Below are 20103 nucleotides of genomic sequence, written 5' to 3'. Positions count from 1 at the left end.
GCTCACTATACAAATGCAATAAATGGTGCTCCATCTATTGAAGTTGTGCAAAATATTCTAAATCAAGCGAATGCCCAAAATACAGCTAATAAAGAAGCAAATGAACAGGCAGCTCTATTACAAAAAACTAAAAATGAAGCGTTGGATGAGTTAGCTAAATTAACGGAGTTGACACCAAGTGAGATTGAAGGTTTTACGTCAGCAATCGGCTCAGTTAATGATATTCAAACCATCATGTCAACTTTAGAATCTGCCAGAGCACAAAATGAAGCAAATAAAAATGCGGCTGCGCAGGAAAAAGAATTGGAAGAAGCTAAAAATGAAGCCATTAAACAACTTGATGGATTGAATTTAAAAGATGATGAAAGACAAGCATTTGTAGATCAAATTAATGTTGCTAAGTCACAAGATGACATTAAGACTATTGTTTCTGACGCAAAAGCAGTTTCTGATAACAATGATCAAGCAACGTCTGAACAACAACTTTCTGATGTAAAAGCAGATGCAAAAATAAAAATTGGTAGTATGAACTTAACAAATGAGGAAAAAACAGCTTTTACATCTCAAATTGATGGTGCTAAAACAATTAACGACGTTAAATCAATTGTTGAAGAGGCGCAAAAAGTTTCAGATGTGAATGATGCTGCTGAAAAAGAACTAACTGAAGCTAAGCAAAATGCAATCAAACAACTTGATTTATTAAATCTTAAAGATAGTGAAAAACAATCATTTGTTAAACAAATTAATAATGCCGTATCTAAAGATGAAATTGATACTATCATTTTAGATGCAAAAGTCACCTCTGATAAAAATGATCAAACGGCATCTGAACAACAACTTGTAGATGCTAAAAATGATGCTAAATCAAAAATTTCAGCAATGAATTTAAAAGATGAAATTAAAGCAACGTTTATTTCCCAAGTAGACGCCGCAAAATCAATTAGTGAAGTTAAAGGCATTGTTGAAGATGCACAAAAAGTTTCAGATGTAAATGATGCTTCTGAAAAAGAATTAAGTGATGCTAAAACTAAAGCAATTAACGACATTAAACGTTTGAATCTTACTAATGATGAAATGACGAGATTTATTAACCAAGTTAATGAAGCGCAAACGGTTGAAAAAATTAAATCAATCGCTTCTAATGCGAAAATACAATCTGATGCAAATGATGCAGAACAAACACTTCAATCCGCTAAAGACAAAGCAATTGCTTATCTAAAAACGTTGAATTTAACTAAAGACGAGCTAAATGCCTATACTCTAGCAGTTCAGAATGCAACTTCAATTAAAGAAATTGATACAATTAAAACAAATGCTACAAATCATTCTGATAAAAATAATGGAGTTCAAGAATTGAAAAGTGCTAAAGAAACTGCAATTAAACAGATTCAAGCGTTAGACTTGAATAATACTCAATATTTTATTGATCAAGTAAATCAAGCCACATCAATCCAAGAAGTTAATACCATTGTTGGAAATGCTAAACAGGCCGAAAAAGATCAAAAAGAACAAGCTGAGGCTGAAAAATTGGCTAAAGCTAAACAAGATGCTCTCAATGAATTAGAAGGTTTTAACCTTAAAAATCAAAAAGAGCACTTCACAAACTTGATTAACAATGCAAAATCAAGTGATGAAATTACTCGGATTCTTGCAGATGCTAAAAAAGTATCTGATAAGAACAATGAACCAAAAAAACAAGGATCAATCACATTTAATATTTATAATCAAAACCTTACAAATATTGATTTAATCACTTTATCATTCGACGAAGGCACATATTCAGTTACATTAGCGGATCTTGGTTATGGACATGGTGAATACATGAGTGGTGATTTAACGGGTGAAGTTGTAGCTGGTCAAAATAAATCTACGACAATCAAGATTAAACTTCCATCGGTTGGAGATAGTCAAAAAGAACTTCAAAGAGCAATGGACATCTTCGTGGATATGTTAAACGACTATCGAGCTGAAAAAGGTGTTAATCCTCTACAAATTAATCCTTATTTAACAAATGGTACAATCATTAGAGCTAAAGAAATTGAAGAAGTGTTTGATCATCAAAGACCTGATGGAACGTCATATACATCTGTAATTAAGGAAGTGCAAGGCGAACAAAATATTGGGTTTTCTGCATTAGGTGAAAATATTGCAATGGCATCAGTTGGAAGATTATCAGCAGAAGATGTAGCAGCTAAATTCTTAGATATGTGGCAAAAGAGTGAAGGGCATAATAAGAATATGTTAAATAGCATGTATGAATATGTTGGATTCGCAATTTATGTTGATAGAAAAGGCGCAGCATATGCGGTAACAATCTTTGGTGGAAAACAATCAACATGGTCTTAAATTCATTTCCTTCAAGGATATGAGAGGCTACTATACAAAATTGGTTATACAAAAATCATAGTATGTTGAATCTTAATCAACATACTATGATGAAACAAATGACTATTATCTTTTATTAATAAATAGGTTATTAACGAAATAAATCGAAATTCAGATGAATTCTATCGAAATTATCAGTCACTAAAACCAAAACTATAAATCGATTTAAGGATGAGACGGTTATTATGTCTCATCCTTTTTTGAAGCAGCTTGATGCTTGACGCTAGCATAGATTTGGGACAACTCCAAATGAGGCTAACCTGCTTGAGCATAAAAAGGTAACGTGACAAAAACAAATGTGAAAGAAAAAGAGAAGGAATTAAATAAGCAATAAATCAGTAAACAATGACGTTTGTTTGGAAAAATCTGAGCGGAAATCTAAAGGTTGCAAAAAGCAGTAAACCAAAAACAAGAAGAATCTGACTATAAATGGGTAAAGCACAATGGTTAAAGACATGTTTCTAGACTTGTTTTCGATTTTTAGTAATATATAATAAATAAAAGGAGGGAAAACATGCTTAAATAGTTGGTTTTATCAATAAGTTTGTTTTTATTGGTAGGTTGTACTAAAATGAACACTCCCAATTTAAAAACAGAAAAAAAAAGTGAACAGGCAGTGGAAAGTGTTCAATCATTGACATCGAAAGTAAAAGACGATAGCACATCTACTTCATTTGAAAAAGGGAAAAGAATAAAAGATTTTAGCGAAAATGTTATAAGAAAACGTGTGTATGTCTTGTTTATGAAAGCGGGCAAACAAACACTTACTTCAGACTTGAATACAGATTCATATTCTATTTCAATTGATTTAGAATCAAAAGAAAAAGGGGAGTTTTCAGGGGAGATCCTTTCTTTAATGCCTGTGCTAAACGAAAATAGTTTGCTTGCTTCGTTTCATCTAAAAACAACTGGTGATATCATCTATGAGGAGAGCACTGATACATCAGATAATAATATATCTTCATTTTCCGGTAATATCATTGATGATATATCTATGGAGGAAGAAGAATCAGTTAGAGACGACCTAGATCAGTTTAGTTATCGCTATGTTACGACTAATGCAAAGGCATTTCAAAATTTTGCTAATAAAATTTTGGTTAAACATGAACAAGGTGGACTAGGAGGCAAACAAATGGTAATTGAAAAAGTGGGAACGATGGAGATTTTGCCAGAATATGCCAATGAGAGTACATCTTTTAGATTATCTGCAACTACAAATTCGACTCGAATATTTGCAACCACTGATGATGAAATCTGGAAAGGCGAGTATTCTTTGACAGCACCGGAAGACGGTTCAAGAATAAAAGCTAATTGGGAGCTTGACGAACAGCTAACAACAGAGTTATGGGCTTATTTTGATAATACAAAGATCGAAGCGGATCCCATCGAATTGTTAACTCACATACTTGAATATCGACCTAATTATGAACAAGAGATTGATCAGTGGACGATTACAGAAGGAGTAAATGGCTATGATTTCTCATTTTATGTTGATGGGACTCAACAGTTTTTTGGAGTCAGAGGACATAGCGTGTACTTTAGTGGGATAGTAGATCAAAAGGGCAGGATGGATATTTTAAGTTATGAATTAAGTAAGAGTTTGAAAGAAAAGTTTAAATAATTTACATACTCTATAATCTTTGCAAGGATTCACCAGAAAATATGTGGGTGATACTAAATCGTACGGTCAGCTGATTAAACGCTGGATTCCAAGACGCCTTGAACTCTCTTTGCAATGCATGTCTACACGGAATTAAGGAGGGAAATGATTACATTATGATGCCTACTTTCTCTCTGGGCGTATAAAATTTAAGTCCTCAAAAAATGAATCGAAAAAATCTGTAGCAGAACACTTTTCTGATGGATAACACTTGTTCGATGCGAAATTGCTGTACAAACAGAGTATTGTAGCAGGGCTTACAACTCTCAATAAACTCGATAGGAGCATTTTATGACTAAAAATAACCTTCAAACCAATCAAAAAATAGGTAAAGCTTTGATAAATGGAACCTTCATCCTCTTGCTTTTTTTTCTGTTGATGCAACTGTTGATGTTCTTTGTGCCTACTTTTAAATTTACATATAGTTTTATCAGCCATTCTTTACTTACTGTTGTTGGTCCAGTGACATTTGTATTTATTGTGGCCATGTTGTGGAAGAAGGAGAAACCTAAATTAAGCATAGGTAAAGGGGTTTTTCTTTTGCTGGGCTTGACGTTGTTAAACTTTGCGATATCTTTGATTATGATTGCGGTTGTTGATCGATTTTCTCCAGCCGTAGACAACCCGATAGGTTCCACCTCCGTTTCAATCCTTGATATTTTAAATCTTGTCTGGTCGTTGGCCGGGGAGGAAGCCGTTAAACTAGCGTCTTTTTTTGTGTTATACAAAGGAGTTCGTTATGATAAAAATAGAAAAAAACAATATTGGCTCGTTTGGCTAGTGGTTTCACTCCTGTTTGGCCTGCTGCATTTGACGACCTATGATTTTAATTTTTTACAATGTATTTTTGCAATCGGAGTTCCAAGCATTATAGATGGTTATCTCTGGAAAAAAACAGAAAGACCTCTGATGATGTTGAGCGCCCATGTGTTATTTGACATGATTATTATCGGACTAAGTTCCTTAGGGTAAGCTGGAAATTTGGAGAGGGTAAATTTTGAGTCTTCTGTAGTTAGTCTAACACTGCATATTTTCAATGAAGAATTGACCTATCCATACTAGCTGATAGGCGCATGACTAGCGATACTATCGATTTTTAAAGACGAATTTTTTAAACCATTTAACTAAAGTCATTATCGAATAACGCAAGATGAAAATAGCCGTTTATTATTTTTGTCAAAAAAGTGTTGCTATACCATTTTAATACTGAAATAAAAGCAAGAAACCAACCGAGGTTGTGTCACTTGGATAAAGTCCATATAATTGTGTAAAAGATAAAAGGTCATGTGACAGCCCATTCACGGTACAATGTTTTAAACCACTAAAACATACCTAGGAGGACTTTACATGACCCAAGTACATTTTACACTGAAAAGCGAAGAGGTTCAAAGAATTATAGAACATTCGGTAAAAGATGATGTGTCTAAAAATATTTTGACCACAGTATTCAACCAGTTAATGGAAAACCAACGAACGGAATACATTCAAGCTGAGGACTACGAACGATTAGAAAACCGTCAAAGCCAACGAAATTGCTACTATGAGCGAGAGTTTACAACCCGTATCGGAACCCTTGAATTAAAAGTGCCTAGAACACGTGATGGCGGATTTTCACCGTCGGTGTTTGAGCGCTATCAGCGAAACGAAAAAGCGCTACTTGCTTCCATGCTTGAGATGTATGTTTCGAGTGTTTCTACTCGTAAGGTTTCTAAAATTGTCGAAGAACTCTGTGGGAAATCAGTCTCCAAATCTTTCGTCTCTAGTCTTACTGAACAGTTGGACCCCATAGTTACGCAATGGCAGAACCATTCACTCTCAGGTACAAATTATCCTTACTTAATGACAGATGTTCTCTACATAAAAGTTCGTGAGGACCATCGGGTGCTTTCTAAAAGCTGCCACATTGCGATTGGGATAAGCGAAGACGGGAACCGCGAAATCATTGGCTTTATGATTCAAAACGAAGAAAGCGACGACACATGGTCCACGTTCTTTGAATACCTCAAAGAACGTGGCTTGCAAGGAACCGAGCTTATCATCTCTGATGCCCATAAAGGATTAGTTTCTGCGATTCGTAAGTCATTTACCAACACAAGTTGGCAAAGATGCCAAGTACACTTCTTAAGGAATATCATGACTACCATTCCAAAGAAGAACTCAAAACCTTTTCGAGAAGCGGTTAAAGCCATCTTTAAGATGACAGATATTGATTCAGCACGAGACGCTAAAAATCGAATCGTTGCCGGCTATAGCGACCAAAGCAAATATACGAAAGTTTGTGAGACCTTGGATAACGGTAATGGCTTCGAAGATGCCTTTCAATACGCAGTTATCGGCACTGGGCACCATCGACTGAAAAGCACCAACCTTCTTGAACGACTGAACCAAGAAGTACGCAGAAGAGAAAAGATTATTCGTATCTTTCCTAATCGTGCATCAGCCAATCGATTGATTGGGACTGTCCTGATGGAGCTCCATGATGAATGGATTAGTTCTACAAGAAAGTATATTAAGTTTGAACACTGAGAGAGCAGTGAAACATTGTATGGTATTTTACACGAAATTATGGACTTGACAAAAATGACTTTTTTATAATCTTCAAAACTGTGCTTAAACATTCTTATTCTGTAACATTAACTAGTTCTGTAGATAATATTATTTTAAATATTAGCATGACCTATCCCTTGATACTGTTGACGCAAAGTTTGGAGTGGGAGTTTTTTCAAAATCGCCACGGTAATTTGACGTTATGAGGTAAAGTTAGGCAGAGAGACGGAGTTGTTTTTCGTTCTTAGGTCCTATGGCAGTCTCAGCAGTAATTTTCTATAATGAGGGGGAGGAGTTGATCAAGATGAAACATGAAACAAAACAACGATTACTGTCCACCGTCCTTCTGTTGATTTATTTAGCTTTATTGACTTGGATCGTACTGTTTAAGTTATCATTATCTTTAGACGAGTTACCCAATATGCGTAATTTAAATCTTATTCCCTACGGTGCTTCCAGCATTGTCAATGGCCGAATAGATATGAAAGAAATTATCTACAACGTTTTGATTTTTATTCCTTTGGGTTTGTTGTTGTCTATGGTGATGCCTAAACGAGGATTCATGACAAAGTTATTTTTGGTTTTTGCCATCAGCGTGTCCTTTGAGACCATGCAATATGTTTGGTCAATCGGCGGCAGCGATATCACAGACGTAATCAACAATACTTTAGGCGGACTGGGCGGTTTGATTTTGTATGATTTATTGGAATTGATTTTCCGAAACAAAACAAGGCTCAATAAAGTTCTGAACTTTTTGGGTGTGGTTCTAGGGATTGTGTCAATCACCTTTTTGGGATATATGCTTTGGCTAAATTAAAAAGACGAAACTGCGATTTGGCAGCTTCGTCTTTTTTTTACATTTCTTCAGGTGCGTGAACGCCTAGGAGGCGCAGCCCTTCTTTTAGAACCATCTCTACAGATTGTACTAGAGCCAGACGTGAGTCTTGCTGCTCATCGTCATGGACGATTTTTACATGGGCATAATATTTATTAAATGTTTGTGCCAAATCGATGACGTACTTAGCCATGACAGACGGCTCGTATTTCTCTGCGGCCCTCTCGATTGCTTGCGGAAATGCCTGTAGTAATTTGATGACTTCCCAACTATCTGTATCATTAAGCTGGTAAGTTTGATCAGCTTTTTTCTCCCAATGGGTCCGACGCAGGATAGAAGCGCAGCGGGCATGGGTATATTGCACGTAAGGTCCTGTTTCTCCTTCAAAACGCACAACATCTTCTAGTGAAAAATCAAAGTTATTCAGGCGGTCATTTTTAAGATCATGGAAAATGACTGCCCCTACACCCACTTGACGGGCAATCTCATCTTTGTCAGTCAAAGTCGGATTTTTTTCTTCTATTTGCGCTTTGGCTAGGGTGATTGCTTCTTGGAGAACTTCTTCTAACAGGACGATTTTCCCTTTACGTGTGGACAACTTTTTGCCGTCTTTGGTGATCAGTCCAAAAGGAACATGGATGATATCTTCAGACCAATCGTAGCCCATCTCTTTCAACACCGCTTTTAGTTGTTTGAAGTGAATCGACTGCTCATTGCCCACCACATACAAAGCTTTGATGAAATCATAAGTTTTTTTACGGTAAAGAGCGGATGCCAAATCTCTGGTGATATACAAGGTGGCTCCGTCAGATTTTCTAATCAGTGCCGGATTTAAATCATAAGCGGACAAATCAACGATGTCTGCCCCGGCATCAGATGTCAACAGCTGTTTTTCTTCCAACAGCTGGATAGGGTAAGCCATTTTGTCATTGTAAAAAGATTCGCCGTTATAAGAATCAAATGTGACTTCCAGCAAATCGTAAATACGTTGAAATTCGTTTAGAGATTCTTCGCGGAACCACTGCCATAAGTGGGTGGCTTCCTCGTCCCCATCTTCCAGTTTTTTAAACCAAGCACGTCCCTCGTCTTCCAGACTAGGATCGGTTTCAGCTTCTTCATGGAAATCTACATACAAACGCAGCAGCTCTTTTATCGGATCTTTTTTGACGGCTTCTTCTGAGCCCCATTTTTTGTAGGCAACAATCAGTTTGCCGAATTGAGTGCCCCAATCGCCGATATAATTGATTTTAAATGGCTGGTAGCCGATTTTTTCTAAAATCAGCGCAATGCTGTTGCCGATCACAGTGGAACGCAAATGTCCCATTGACATCGGTTTGGCGATATTGGGAGAGGACATGTCGATAGGAACCATACGATTGTCACCAATCGTTTTGTCGCCGTAGTGATTTTCTTCTGACAAAATCTGTTTAAATGTGGCCTCACTGACTTGATCTTTTTTCAAAAAGAAATTGATGTAAGGACCGACCACATTGATTGCCTCAAAATCATTTGGGTCAAGCTGTTCAGCAATCTCTTGGGCAATCATCTGAGGAGCTTTGCGCATGATTTTTGCCAGTGAGAAAACAGGGAAAGCCAAGTCTCCGTGTTCGCTGATTTTTGGTTGTTCAATTAATTGTGTGATGTCATCTAAGGTCAAGTAGTCTTTTAATGCTTTTTCCAAAGCAGCTGCGATTACTTTTTTTCCATTCATAATGTGCCTCCTAAAATAAAAAAACGATTGCTTTATTTACTGTCATGCTTCAATACAGATACCAAATGACATTATAGCAAAAAAATGAATGAAATCCTATCTTTTATTCGTAGAGTATAGACAGGGTCTACGGAGAAAGGTGATAATTATCAAATGGATGTGATTTGTTGTTTTCAAACAGGAATTAATCGAATCTCATATTCAACTTATGCTATAATTAAACCGTTAAATTCGAAAGAGGGGACTGCGATGAAAAAAGCTGATCGACATCGATTGATTTTAAGTTTATTAAATGAGCAAAGCATTGAAACTCAAGACGAGTTGATTCAAATATTGAGTCAACAAGGAGTGATAGCCACACAAGCGACGATTTCCCGTGATATCCGTGAGTTGGGGATTGTCAAGCGTCATGACGCACAAGGAAAAGTCCGATACGTTCAATTAGAAGAACAAAGGGCTAATGCCTTGGAGCTGGAAGAAATCATTGCAGAGATGGTTTCTCATATCGTTCAGGTCCAGTTCATGTTGATTCTGCACACTCAGTTAGGGACGGCTAACATGGTGGCGGCTTTGATTGATGAAGCTCATTTCGCTGAAGTGGCGGGCACGATTGCCGGAACAGACACAGTGATTATTATTTTGGTCAGCGAGGAGCAAGCAACACTATTCAAAGAACAATTGGAAACAATTATAGAGAAGGAGTAGAGAGATGTCTTTAAAAGATTTGATAAATGGCTCAGACATTCGGGGAATTTCAATTACTACAAAAGATGAGGAAGCTAATTTGACTCCCTTAGAAGCAAAAAAAATCGGTGTGGGCGTACTTCATTGGCTGAAAGAGAAGAAGAACGTTGATTTATCAGCTGCGACTATTGCTGTTGGGCAGGATAGCCGGTTGTCAGGGGCAGGGCTGAAAGAAAGTTTGATTGAAACTTTTGTCGCTCATGGTGTAGATGTAATTGATACAGGATTGTCAACCACACCTGCGATGTTCATGGCAACACAGTTTGATTCATTTGATAGTGATGCGAGTATCATGATTACCGCCAGTCATTTGCCGTATTATTTTAATGGCTTGAAGTTCTTCACAAAAGACGGAGGGGCGGAGCATGAAGATATCACGTTTATTTTAGATTATGGGACGCAAGCTTTTCCGCAGTCGTCAAAAACAGGGACTGTGATAAAAAAGGATTTGATTACTGAGTATGCCCAAGATCTTGTGACTAAGATTCGTCAGGGAATCGGCGATGGAGAAGAGTTTCCGTTAAAGGATTTTCATATCATCGTTGATGCAGGGAATGGCGCCGGTGGCTTTTTTGCCGAAAAAGTACTGGGGGCTTTAGGTGCTAAAACAGAGGGAAGTCAGTTTTTGACCCCTGACGGGACATTTCCTAATCATATGCCTAATCCTGATAATAAAGAAGCTATGGCTAGTATTCAACAGGCAGTGCTTGCTAACGGTGCAGACTTGGGTGTGATTTTTGATACAGATGTCGACCGGGCAGCTGTGGTCACTAAAGACGGCAGTGCTTTGAACCGCAATAATCTAATTGCGGCCTTGGCGCAAATCGTGCTAAGAGAGCATCCGGGCACTTCGATTGTGACCAACTCTCCTACGTCCAGTCACTTGAAAGATTTTATTGAGCTTTTAGGTGGGAAACAAGTGCGCTACTTGAGCGGTTATCGAAATGTCATCAATAAAGCAATAGAATTGAATAAGCAGGGAATCCAGACAGAGTTGGCTATCGAAACTAGCGGGCACGCAGCATTCAAGGAAAATTATTTCCTTGATGACGGGGCATATGTGGTTGCAAAAATATTGATGTTGCTGCCAAAGCTGTCGGAAGAAGGGCGTTCCTTAAATGATTTGATTGCTGACTTGAAACAGCCGGCGGAAACTCAGGAAGTCCGTTTTCGTATCAACGATGAGAATTACCGTCAAAAAGGGATGGAAGTTATCGATGTGATGGCAGATTTCATCGAAAAGATTCCTGATTGGTCAATCGACCCGGAGAATGAAGAAGGTATTCGTGCAAATCTTCGCGGAGAAGACGGGTCAGGGTGGTTTTTATTGCGCATGAGTCTTCATGAACCTTTGCTGGTATTGCAAGTAGAAAATGATGTGGCAGGTAAAAATATCGGAGTTTTTGAAAAATTGAAGGAGTTCTTTGAGGTTTTTCCTGAACTGGATTTGGATGCCTTGCTGGATGTCTTAAAATAATCACATAGTTTCTTTATAATAAAAAAGACTCAAATCAGAATAAAGACCCTCAAACGTTAGCGTGATTTTCTAACGTTTGGGGGTCTGTTTGTTGTCTGTCTATCCCATTATTTTTCACCATAAAGAAAAGGTGCTTTGAGCGTGTATCTGTTCTTCCGTCAAAGGATGAATAAAACTTAATTCATGGGCGTGGAGCATTAAGCGGTGGGCCTTTTGAAAAGAAGGGTTATACAGCGGATCACCGATGACCGGGTGTCCGATACTTTGCAGATGCACACGTATCTGATGTGTACGGCCAGTGGCGAGCGAACAAGTTAAAAACGATTGTTGTTTTGTTTTCTTATGGACAGTGACGTTTGTTTCGGCGTATTGTCCGCGACGATTGTCAATGATTCTTTTACGCTTGTCATGTCTGTCCCGGCCGATTTTTTCGCTAATAGTGAAATTTTCTTGTTTGATTTCTCCTTGGGCAATCGCTTGATAGACTCTTTTTATTGATTTTTGCTCCATCATGCGTCCTAATATTGGTAAAATAAAAGGGTTCTTTGCAAACAAAATCAATCCGCTGGTTTCTTTATCTAAGCGGTGAACGACATAAGGTATCTGATTTTTTTCTGCCAAGTAATCAGCCAGATGGTTGAGTAAAGTATCATTTTCATCCGGTTGATTGGGATGAGTTTTCATTTTGACAGGCTTTTCCACAATGATGAGGTGTTCATCTTCAACTATTGTTTGTACCAGTTGTTTATCACCGGGCAAGATATCCGGAGTTGAATAATCTGAAGGCTCAAAGATTAGGGTGATTTTATCGCCAGCGTGTACAAGTTCATGAAACATTTTAACTTCGCCATTAACCAAGACATTTTTTCTGCTGCGTAAAAAATGACGGACTTTTCTCGGCACCAGCCAATGGCTTTCTAAAAGTGAGCGGATATCGCGGGATTCAAAATGTGAAGGTAAGATAATACTGAATTTCATATGTCAATTATTCCTTTTTGTTTTTTAAGTATTGTAACATAAGTTTTAAAAAAGTTAGAAGATATGTTAAAAATGTTCTAAATCAGTTAAATCCGTCTTAGGTATTAGTGGTTTTCAGTTAAAATATGATAGAATGAACAAGATATTATTATTGAAAACGAGGGAGTATCATGGACTTTAAACATATATTGCACAAAATAGGTGAGTACCTGAAAACCTTTTGGGCATGGCTCAAACCTTATTTGAGTCGCTTTCATCAGTGGCGCAAACGAATTTGGAAAAAATATCAAGTCAATAAAATTATACTTTTATTGGGCTTGACAGTCGTCTTGGTAACGAGTATTTATTTGTTTTACTTGGCAAAAACACAAAATGTCGGCATGCTGAAAGACGGTTTAGAAATGCGGACGGTGATTTATGATAAAAGCGATCAGGAAGCAGGCATGTTTCATGGTCAGAAGGGGACAGTGGTCACTCTGGATCAAGTTTCTCCCCATGTTGTCGATGCTTTGGTTTCTACAGAGGACCGACGTTTTTATACCCATAACGGTTACGATATCAAAGGGATTCTTCGGGCGGTGGTCGGTAGAGTCACCTCCGGCAGGATTACCGGTGGTGGGAGTACCATCACCCAACAGCTGGCAAAGAATGCTTATTTAACTTTGGATCAAACGCTGACCCGTAAAGCCAGAGAGTTGTTTCTTTCGATTGAAATCGAGAAAAAATATTCAAAAGATGAAATTTTAGAGATGTATTTAAATAATATTTATATGGCAAACGGTGTTTGGGGAATCGAAGATGCTTCTCACCGGTATTTTGCCAAACCGGCAGCGGATTTGACAAAGGATGAAGCTGCGGTGTTGGTAGGTATGCTAAAAGGACCCGAAATTTATAATCCTATCGATCACTATGACAATGCCATTGCCAGACGGGATGTTGTTTTTGATTCCATGGTGGCTAACGAAAAGATGGACGAGACAGAGGCTGCACAGCTGAAACAAGCCCCTCTTTATATTAGCGATAATTATCAAGTGAGTACGGATAGTTACCGCTACCCTTACTACTTTGATGAAGTGCTGAGAGAAGCAGAAGCGAAAGCGAAAATTTCTCCGGAGGATTTACAAAATAAAGGTTATAAAGTTTATACGTATCTTGATCAAAATTATCAGCAGGGGATGGATACTTCTTTTCAAAATGATTATTTGTTTCCAGGCAATGCCCCTTCAGATAATGCCATGGTGCAAGGTGCTTCCATCGCTGTCAACCCAAAAACAGGTGGAGTTGAGGCTGTTGTGGGCGGACGGGGGGAGAAGACTGTTCTAGGATTGAACAGAGCCACACAATCTCGCCTTTCACCCGGGTCGACGATGAAACCATTAGCTGTCTACACGCCGGCACTTGAGGCTGGCTACACAGCAGATTCCATATTAAAGGATGAAAAATTATCTTATTATGATGTGGAAAACTATGACAAAATTTATCGCGGCGATGTCCCTCTTCATTTGGCGTTGGAGCAAAGTTTAAATGCTTCTGCCGTTTGGCTGTTTCATGAGGTGGGCATTGATACAGGAGCCAAAAAAGTTGAAAAATTTGGTATTAGTTTAGTCAAAGAAGATCATTATCATGGATTAGCACTTGGGGGAATGACCAAGGGAACCTCACCGATGAAGATGGCCAATGCTTATGCAGTTTTTGCAAATGAGGGAAAACAGATGCCGGCGAGATTTATTCGCAAGATTGAAGATGCTTCAGGGGCCATTGTTTATGAAAATGAACATCCCCGGGAAAAATCAGTCACATCTAAAAAAATTGCGAATGATATGACCAGTATGCTTCAAGGTGTTTTTACCAACGGGACGGGTGTCAGTGCACAGCCTTATGGTTATAACATGGCAGGAAAAACAGGGACAACAGAAAATATTGCAGCGGCCGGCAGTTCAAAGGATCAATGGATTATCGGCTACACGCCAGATGTGGTTATTGCCACATGGATGGGCTTTGATGAAAGTGGGCCAGATCACTATCTGACGGGTTCCAGTGGTCAGATATTGTCTCAACTTTTCAAAGATCAAGCAGAAAGGATTTTACCGAATTCACCGGGTACTCAGTTCGATGTTGGAAATGTAAATACCGAATCAGAAGGTTTACTGAGTGAGTCAGAGTTGGAGGACTTGGAAAATCAGCTTAAAGAAGGCGCCGATTATTGGGGAGATAAAATCAAAGAAGGTGCCGGAAAAGTCAAAGACAAAGTGAGCAATTGGTGGAATTCGGTTAAAGATAATTGGTAGACTGGTTCTTCTAGGAAAACTGTTTAGATGATGGTACAATGGAAGACAGTAAAACAATAAATGAAAAGAGGCAAATTAATGACAGTAAATATTTATGACAGCGCCAATCAAATTGAAAAAGAAATCCGTCAGCTTCCAGAGTTTCTAGCTTTAAAGGATGCCTTTAATGAAGTTAAAGAAGATGCTGAAGCTTTTGATTTGTTTAAAAAATTTCAAAATTTACAGATATCTTTTCAGGAGAAACAAATGAGCGGTGAAGAATTCACTGATGAAGATGCAAAACAAGCACAGGAATTGACAGAAAAGGTTCAAGCTTCACCAAAGATCAATGACTTGATGATGAAAGAGCAAGCATTCAGTACCATCGTAAATGATTTAAACCGAATCATTATGACACCTGTAAAAGAATTATACGAAGATTAGTAAAAGGGTTGTCTCATTTCGTTTGAGAGACAACCTTTTTTTGTAAGGACAATCGCAGGGGGTGGGATAGAATGAAATTTATTCACGGAGCGGATATGCATCTGGACCAATCTTTTGAAGGCCTAGGAAAAATACCGGAAGAGTTGTCAAAAGCGCTGAGAAAACAAAATCAGCAAGCATTAGAAACAATGGTGACACGGGGAATCGAAGAAGAGATAGATTTTTTATTATTAGTGGGAGACACTTTCCATCAACCGCAAGTGACCATTCAAACCCAAAGCTTTTTTATCGAACAGATGGAACGATTAAAAGCCCATGATATTTTGGTGATTCTTTCTTTTGGCAATCATGATTTTTTTCAACCAAAAAAATACTGGTTTGAATTTCCCGACAACGTCATCGTGTTTGAAGATGAGCAAGTCTCCACGTTAAAAATCAATTGCCGAGATGGTTTGACTACTGCGGTGACCGGCTTTTCTTATACGGAGCGCTGGCTGGAGGACTCCAAGTTGGAGGAATTTCCTTACCGTAATGGGCAAGTAGATTATCATATCGGTTTTTATCACGGACAGATTGGCAGCAACCGTTACGGTTCTTTTTCATTAGATGCTGCTAAGTTCAAAGGTTACGATTATTGGGCGCTGGGTCATATCCATCAACCGCAAGTAATTCAATATAATCCTTTGATTATCTATCCTGGCAGCACATTAAAGCACACGCAAAAAGAAAAAAACAGCGGCTATTTTGTTTTGGCAGAATTTGATGGGGCTAAAACTGATATCACGTGGGAAACTGCAAATGATGTGGCATGGCTAGAGGTGCAAATAGAAGTGAGTCAGATTTACACGATGCAGGAACTTATTTCCCGTTGCGAACAGACCATGGCAGAGATGGACGAAGAGGGATTGACGTTTGTCAAGCTGGTACTGGTCGATGGAAGCGAACAGCTGAACGATATTATGCAAAATATTCAAAACAGGCAGGAGCTTCTTCATCTGCTCCAGCAAGATATTTATCAAAAAACGAACAAAAAAAACTGGATTTTTGATATCAAGAGTGTGCAAGGGGAAGAAAAGCCTGACATGACGTTGCATTTAGACGAAGATTTATTAAAACAATTGTTGAGCAATTATGAAGCCGATGGAGTTTTCCAAGAAGCAATCAATGATTTGTATCGCCAGTCTACCTCCGCCCAGCTTTTGAGTGTCACAGAGGAGCATCGTGAGGAATTACTTCAGCGTGTCATGACAGAGTTCCAGCAATTGTTTGCCGCAAAGCGAGGTGACCAGTGATGAGAATCAAGGAACTGGATATTATCGGTTTCGGGAAAATCGTGAATCAGCAGATGTCTTTTTCAGATGAGATTACATTGATTTACGGTCCTAACGAAGCAGGAAAGTCAACGATTTATCATTTTATCCGAGAAATACTTTTTGGTTTTCCCAGAAAAAAAAGCAGTGCAGCAGACTATCAGCCAAAATCCAATGCTTTGTATGGGGGCAGTTTGATTTTTTCTCATCCTCAATACGGCGAAGTGACGGTCACACGTATCAAATCCGAAAATGGCGGTAAAGCTTTAGTGAAAGTGGCGGACGGTCCAGAAGGAGACGATGAGTTTCTGCAAAAAATACTGGCCCCGCTGACGAGAGAACTTTTTGATGACGTATATAGTTTGGAACAGAGTCAATTAAATGATCTACAAATATTGGGAGAAGACCGATTGCAATCACTGCTATTAAGTATTGGCCTGACTGGCAGTAAAAAATTAGTCACTGAACAGTTGAGATTTCAAAAAAATATGCAGGAGATTTTCAAGCCTCGAGGACGCAATCCCTTGTTAAACCAATTACTCCGACAATATGATGAGCTGAAAAACAAAATCGTTGAAAAGGAACAGCTAGAAGCGACTTATCAGCAGCAAATTATTGCCTCCCAAGAGCTACACCAAACCATTCAAGAAACACAGCAGCAGTTGGATGGTGAACGGGAAAAATTGGCAAAAATCAATAAGCAGCTGAAACAATTACCTGAGTGGGAAAACTATCAGAAACTCAAGGACACGATCAGAGTAACAAATAAGGAACTGGACGAACAAGATGTCAAAGTCCTGCAGGAAGCTTACCAGCGTTTTAACTTGCTTCTTGAACGAGAGAGGGAAATTCATGAAGAACAACTTCGCTATTATGGCGATGTGGAAAGTCCTAAGTTTGCTTTTTTCCTAAACAATGAGTTGCGTTTTCAGGAGTTTCTCTCTGAAAAATCTGAAATGGAAGAACTTAATCAAGAGAAGATAGTTATAGAAAGGCTTCAAGGAAGTAGAAAAGCTGATATGGAAAGCCTTCGTGAGCATTTGGGAATTCCGGCTATCGACAAGAATTTTTATCCCATGAATGCAGAGGCAGAGGAAATGCTTGCATTAGCACAAAAAGAAACGAGTATCATCAATCACCGAAAGTTATACAATGATAGAAGTGAGCAGTTGAAGCATGATAAGGAACAGGCTGGAAAAAAACAGATTTCCCGCAGAGAGCAGCGTTCCTTGGGGAATTTTCTGCCTCTGCTTGCCGGCGTGGTGTTTCTTGCGCTAGGAATCGTTGGCTTGGTAATGAAAACAGCTGTAGTGGGCATTTTTGGATTAGTGTCTGCCGTGACGATGTTTGGTTATTATGGCTACTTTTTTTTAGAAAGACGAAAAAATTATGATGAAGGTGCACTTCAATTAAAAACTATCGACCGAGAAATCAGTGATTTAGAACATAAAATGAATCTATTGGCAAAAGATGCTGAAGGATTAGAACAAAAAAAAGCACGATTGAGCGAAAGATTTCAATTTAACAATGAGCACACAATAGAAACTTGGTTGAATGAATTGAACTTACGGCACCGTTTGTTTGATTTGACTGAACAGTATACTTCTGGGACAGAAAAAATGATAGAACTTCAAGGGGAAATGGATGTCTACCGGCAAAAAAATCTTTGGCTGAGTGAGTGGTTCAAAGTAGAAGAGGAAGATTTTGGTCAATTATTGATACAAGTTTCCAACTATATTTATGAAATGCAAGAAAAGAAACAAGCGTATGTGCTTGAAAATTCCGGGAAGCTTCAGATAGTGGAAACACTTCAATCAATTAAGGACAAAAAGAAGCAATTGTCTGAGGAATATCAGCCGTTGCTGAATCACTATGGTTTACACGACATTCAAAGCGTGCCGACTTTAGTAGGTGAATACCAGAGCTTTAAAAAAATGGTTTCCGAAGCACAATTGACAGAACAAAAATTGGAAGATATATTTGATTTAGAGAAAGTATATAAGCATAGCCAATTGACAGAGCAACAAGAGCAACTAGCTTCTCAGGTCGAGACTCATCAAGGGGAAATAGAGCAGGCGCAAGAAAAGTATGAGAGCATGAAATTTTCTATTCAGAAGATGGCCTCAGATGGTCTGCTGAATGATTTATATCAGAAAGAAGCAGGCTTGAAAGATGAAATCAACCAGCTGCAGTCCGAATGGATTGTCCAGAAGCTTTTAAACTCGCTGGCTCAAGATGTGCAAGACTTTTTAGGGACTCAGCAGTTCCCAGCATTGCTGTCGACCTGTGCCTCATTTTTCAAAGAGTTGACCGTCAACGCTTATGAAGATTGTTTTTTTGAAGATGGCTACTTACTGGTTCGTCATCAGTCAGGGCAAGTCTTTCAGGTCAAAGAATTATCTACGGGTACAAGAGATCAATTGTATATGGCGATGCGTCTGTCTTTTGTTTTCTTGAATAGCGAGGAACACTTGGCACCGTTGATGATTGACGACAGTTGGCTGCATTATGACATAAAAAGAAAACATAGCTTGTTCAAGGTTTTAAAGCGTCTTGGAGAAAGCGTACAGATTGTTTGCTTCAGTTCTGATACAGAACTGGCTGACTATGCTTCAAAAGAAGCAATTGAGACATTATCACTTTAAGGGAGGTACCCCATGAAAAAATTAAAAGAGTTAGTACTTGATGAAACATTTGAGATGTTTGTCTTACTAAAAAATGCAGATGTACGGATGGCAAAAAATGGCAAGAAGTTTATCGCCTTCACCTTTCAAGATACTTCCGGTACGATTGACGGGAAGTTCTGGGATGCTTCAGAGGAAGAAATCAAAAAGTTTTCTGCAGGGCGTGTGGTTTTGCTGGGGGGCAAGAGGGAAGCTTACCAAGGGGCACCTCAAATAAAAATCTTGAATATGCGTTTAGCAACGGAGACCGAGCCGGACAGTCCCAGCCTTTATATGGAAAAGGCGCCGATTTCCCGGGAAGAAATGGAAGCCGAGTTTAGCAGTGCTATTTTTGAAATTACTAACGCTAACTGGAATCGAATTGTGCGCCATTTGTTTTCCCAGTATCAGCAGCAATTTTTTGAGTTTCCCGCAGCTAAAAGAAATCATCATGCCTTTGCCGGCGGTTTAGCTTATCATACGTTATCTATGTTGCGAATAGCTAAATCCCTGACGGATTTTTATCCGGAAATCAATAAAGCACTTCTGTATGCAGGCATCATCCTCCACGACTTAGGGAAAGTTATCGAGCTGACCGGTCCTATCTCAACTGAATATACTTTGGCTGGGAATTTATTGGGACATTTAGTGATAGTGGATGAGGAAATCACAAAAACATGTCAAACATTAAAAATCGATGACCGCAGCGAAGATGTCTTGATATTGAAACATCTGGTTCTGTCTCATCACGGACTTTTGGAATACGGCTCGCCAGTTCGTCCGCAAATTTTGGAAGCAGAAATTTTACATCAACTAGATAATATGGATGCGTCGATTCAAATGATGTTGGGTGCGTTACGTTCCATCAACCCAGGCGAAAGGACCGAGCGTATTTTCGGGATGGATAATCGGAATTTTTATCTTCCTCATTTTAATGACTAAGCTATTTTGAAAACGCCGATAGTAAAATTAAGCTAGACAAATAAAAAAAGTCATCTGTGCTACACTCAAGATAGTTCCATCCAAAGAATTATAAGGAGTGAGTACAAATGACCTACACCCATCTTACACCAAACGAACTC

The 20103-nt window shown here is 38.6% G+C and carries 14 protein-coding genes; 12 read left to right on the top strand and 2 right to left on the bottom strand.

Annotated features, from left to right (window positions below):
• From CBF29_RS12900 to CBF29_RS12880, 5 genes are all read left to right on the top strand, one after another.
• Positions 1-2346, top strand: a 2346-nt coding sequence (locus tag CBF29_RS12900; RefSeq protein WP_211334303.1) for a CAP domain-containing protein, incomplete at its 5' end; no start/stop codon positions are given.
• A gap of 610 nt (positions 2347-2956) precedes the next feature.
• Positions 2957-4006: a hypothetical protein gene (locus tag CBF29_RS12895; RefSeq protein WP_126810117.1), complete on the top strand. Its 1050-nt coding sequence runs from the start codon at positions 2957-2959 to the stop codon at positions 4004-4006.
• Positions 4007-4336: 330 nt separating this feature from the next.
• Positions 4337-5017: a CPBP family glutamic-type intramembrane protease gene (locus tag CBF29_RS12890; protein ID WP_126810116.1), complete on the top strand. Its 681-nt coding sequence runs from the start codon at positions 4337-4339 to the stop codon at positions 5015-5017.
• 375 nt (positions 5018-5392) lie between these two features.
• A complete protein-coding gene (locus CBF29_RS12885; RefSeq protein ID WP_126810115.1) occupies positions 5393-6571 on the top strand; it encodes an IS256 family transposase in 1179 nt (392 codons plus the stop codon).
• 325 nt (positions 6572-6896) lie between these two features.
• Positions 6897-7409, top strand: coding sequence for a VanZ family protein (locus CBF29_RS12880; protein ID WP_170170079.1), 513 nt, complete (start codon positions 6897-6899; stop codon positions 7407-7409).
• 37 nt (positions 7410-7446) lie between these two features.
• Here CBF29_RS12880 and argS read toward each other — a convergent pair whose 3' ends face one another.
• Positions 7447-9138 (bottom strand): arginine--tRNA ligase, encoded by a 1692-nt coding sequence (gene argS, locus CBF29_RS12875; RefSeq protein WP_126810113.1) that lies wholly within the window; start codon positions 9136-9138, stop codon positions 7447-7449.
• A gap of 249 nt (positions 9139-9387) precedes the next feature.
• Here argS and CBF29_RS12870 point away from each other — a divergent pair, with 249 nt between their 5' ends.
• Both CBF29_RS12870 and CBF29_RS12865 read left to right on the top strand, forming a co-directional pair.
• Positions 9388-9843, top strand: coding sequence for an arginine repressor (locus CBF29_RS12870; protein WP_126810112.1), 456 nt, complete (start codon positions 9388-9390; stop codon positions 9841-9843).
• A 4-nt stretch (positions 9844-9847) separates the two neighbouring features.
• A complete protein-coding gene (locus CBF29_RS12865; RefSeq protein WP_126810111.1) occupies positions 9848-11359 on the top strand; it encodes a phosphohexomutase domain-containing protein in 1512 nt (503 codons plus the stop codon).
• Between the two features lie 114 nt (positions 11360-11473).
• Here CBF29_RS12865 and CBF29_RS12860 read toward each other — a convergent pair whose 3' ends face one another.
• On the bottom strand, positions 11474-12337 hold the full coding sequence (locus CBF29_RS12860) for an RluA family pseudouridine synthase (RefSeq protein WP_126810110.1): 864 nt from the start codon (positions 12335-12337) through the stop codon (positions 11474-11476).
• A 170-nt stretch (positions 12338-12507) separates the two neighbouring features.
• On the opposite strand from CBF29_RS12860, the gene CBF29_RS12855 reads away from it, so the two are divergent.
• The 5 genes from CBF29_RS12855 (at position 12508) to CBF29_RS12835 (ending at position 19963) form a co-directional block, all read left to right on the top strand.
• Positions 12508-14625, top strand: coding sequence for a PBP1A family penicillin-binding protein (locus tag CBF29_RS12855; protein WP_126810109.1), 2118 nt, complete (start codon positions 12508-12510; stop codon positions 14623-14625).
• Between the two features lie 78 nt (positions 14626-14703).
• A complete protein-coding gene (locus CBF29_RS12850; protein WP_126810108.1) occupies positions 14704-15048 on the top strand; it encodes a YlbF/YmcA family competence regulator in 345 nt (114 codons plus the stop codon).
• 71 nt (positions 15049-15119) lie between these two features.
• Positions 15120-16340: a metallophosphoesterase family protein gene (locus tag CBF29_RS12845; RefSeq protein WP_126810107.1), complete on the top strand. Its 1221-nt coding sequence runs from the start codon at positions 15120-15122 to the stop codon at positions 16338-16340.
• Positions 16340-19003, top strand: coding sequence for an AAA family ATPase (locus CBF29_RS12840; protein ID WP_126810106.1), 2664 nt, complete (start codon positions 16340-16342; stop codon positions 19001-19003). Before CBF29_RS12845 ends, CBF29_RS12840 begins: the two co-directional genes overlap by 1 nt.
• Positions 19004-19015: 12 nt before the next feature.
• The gene (locus tag CBF29_RS12835; RefSeq protein ID WP_126810105.1) at positions 19016-19963 is read left to right on the top strand and encodes a 3'-5' exoribonuclease YhaM family protein; all 948 of its coding nucleotides are present in this window, start codon (positions 19016-19018) and stop codon (positions 19961-19963) included.
• The last annotated feature ends 140 nt before the right edge of the window (positions 19964-20103 follow it).

Origin of the sequence: Vagococcus elongatus, from assembly GCF_003987645.1 — a bacterium.
Classification (GTDB): Bacteria; Bacillota; Bacilli; order Lactobacillales; family Vagococcaceae; genus Vagococcus_A; species Vagococcus_A elongatus.
Note: the sequence above shows the minus strand (reverse complement) of the source record. Positions and strands in the feature narration are given on the sequence as shown.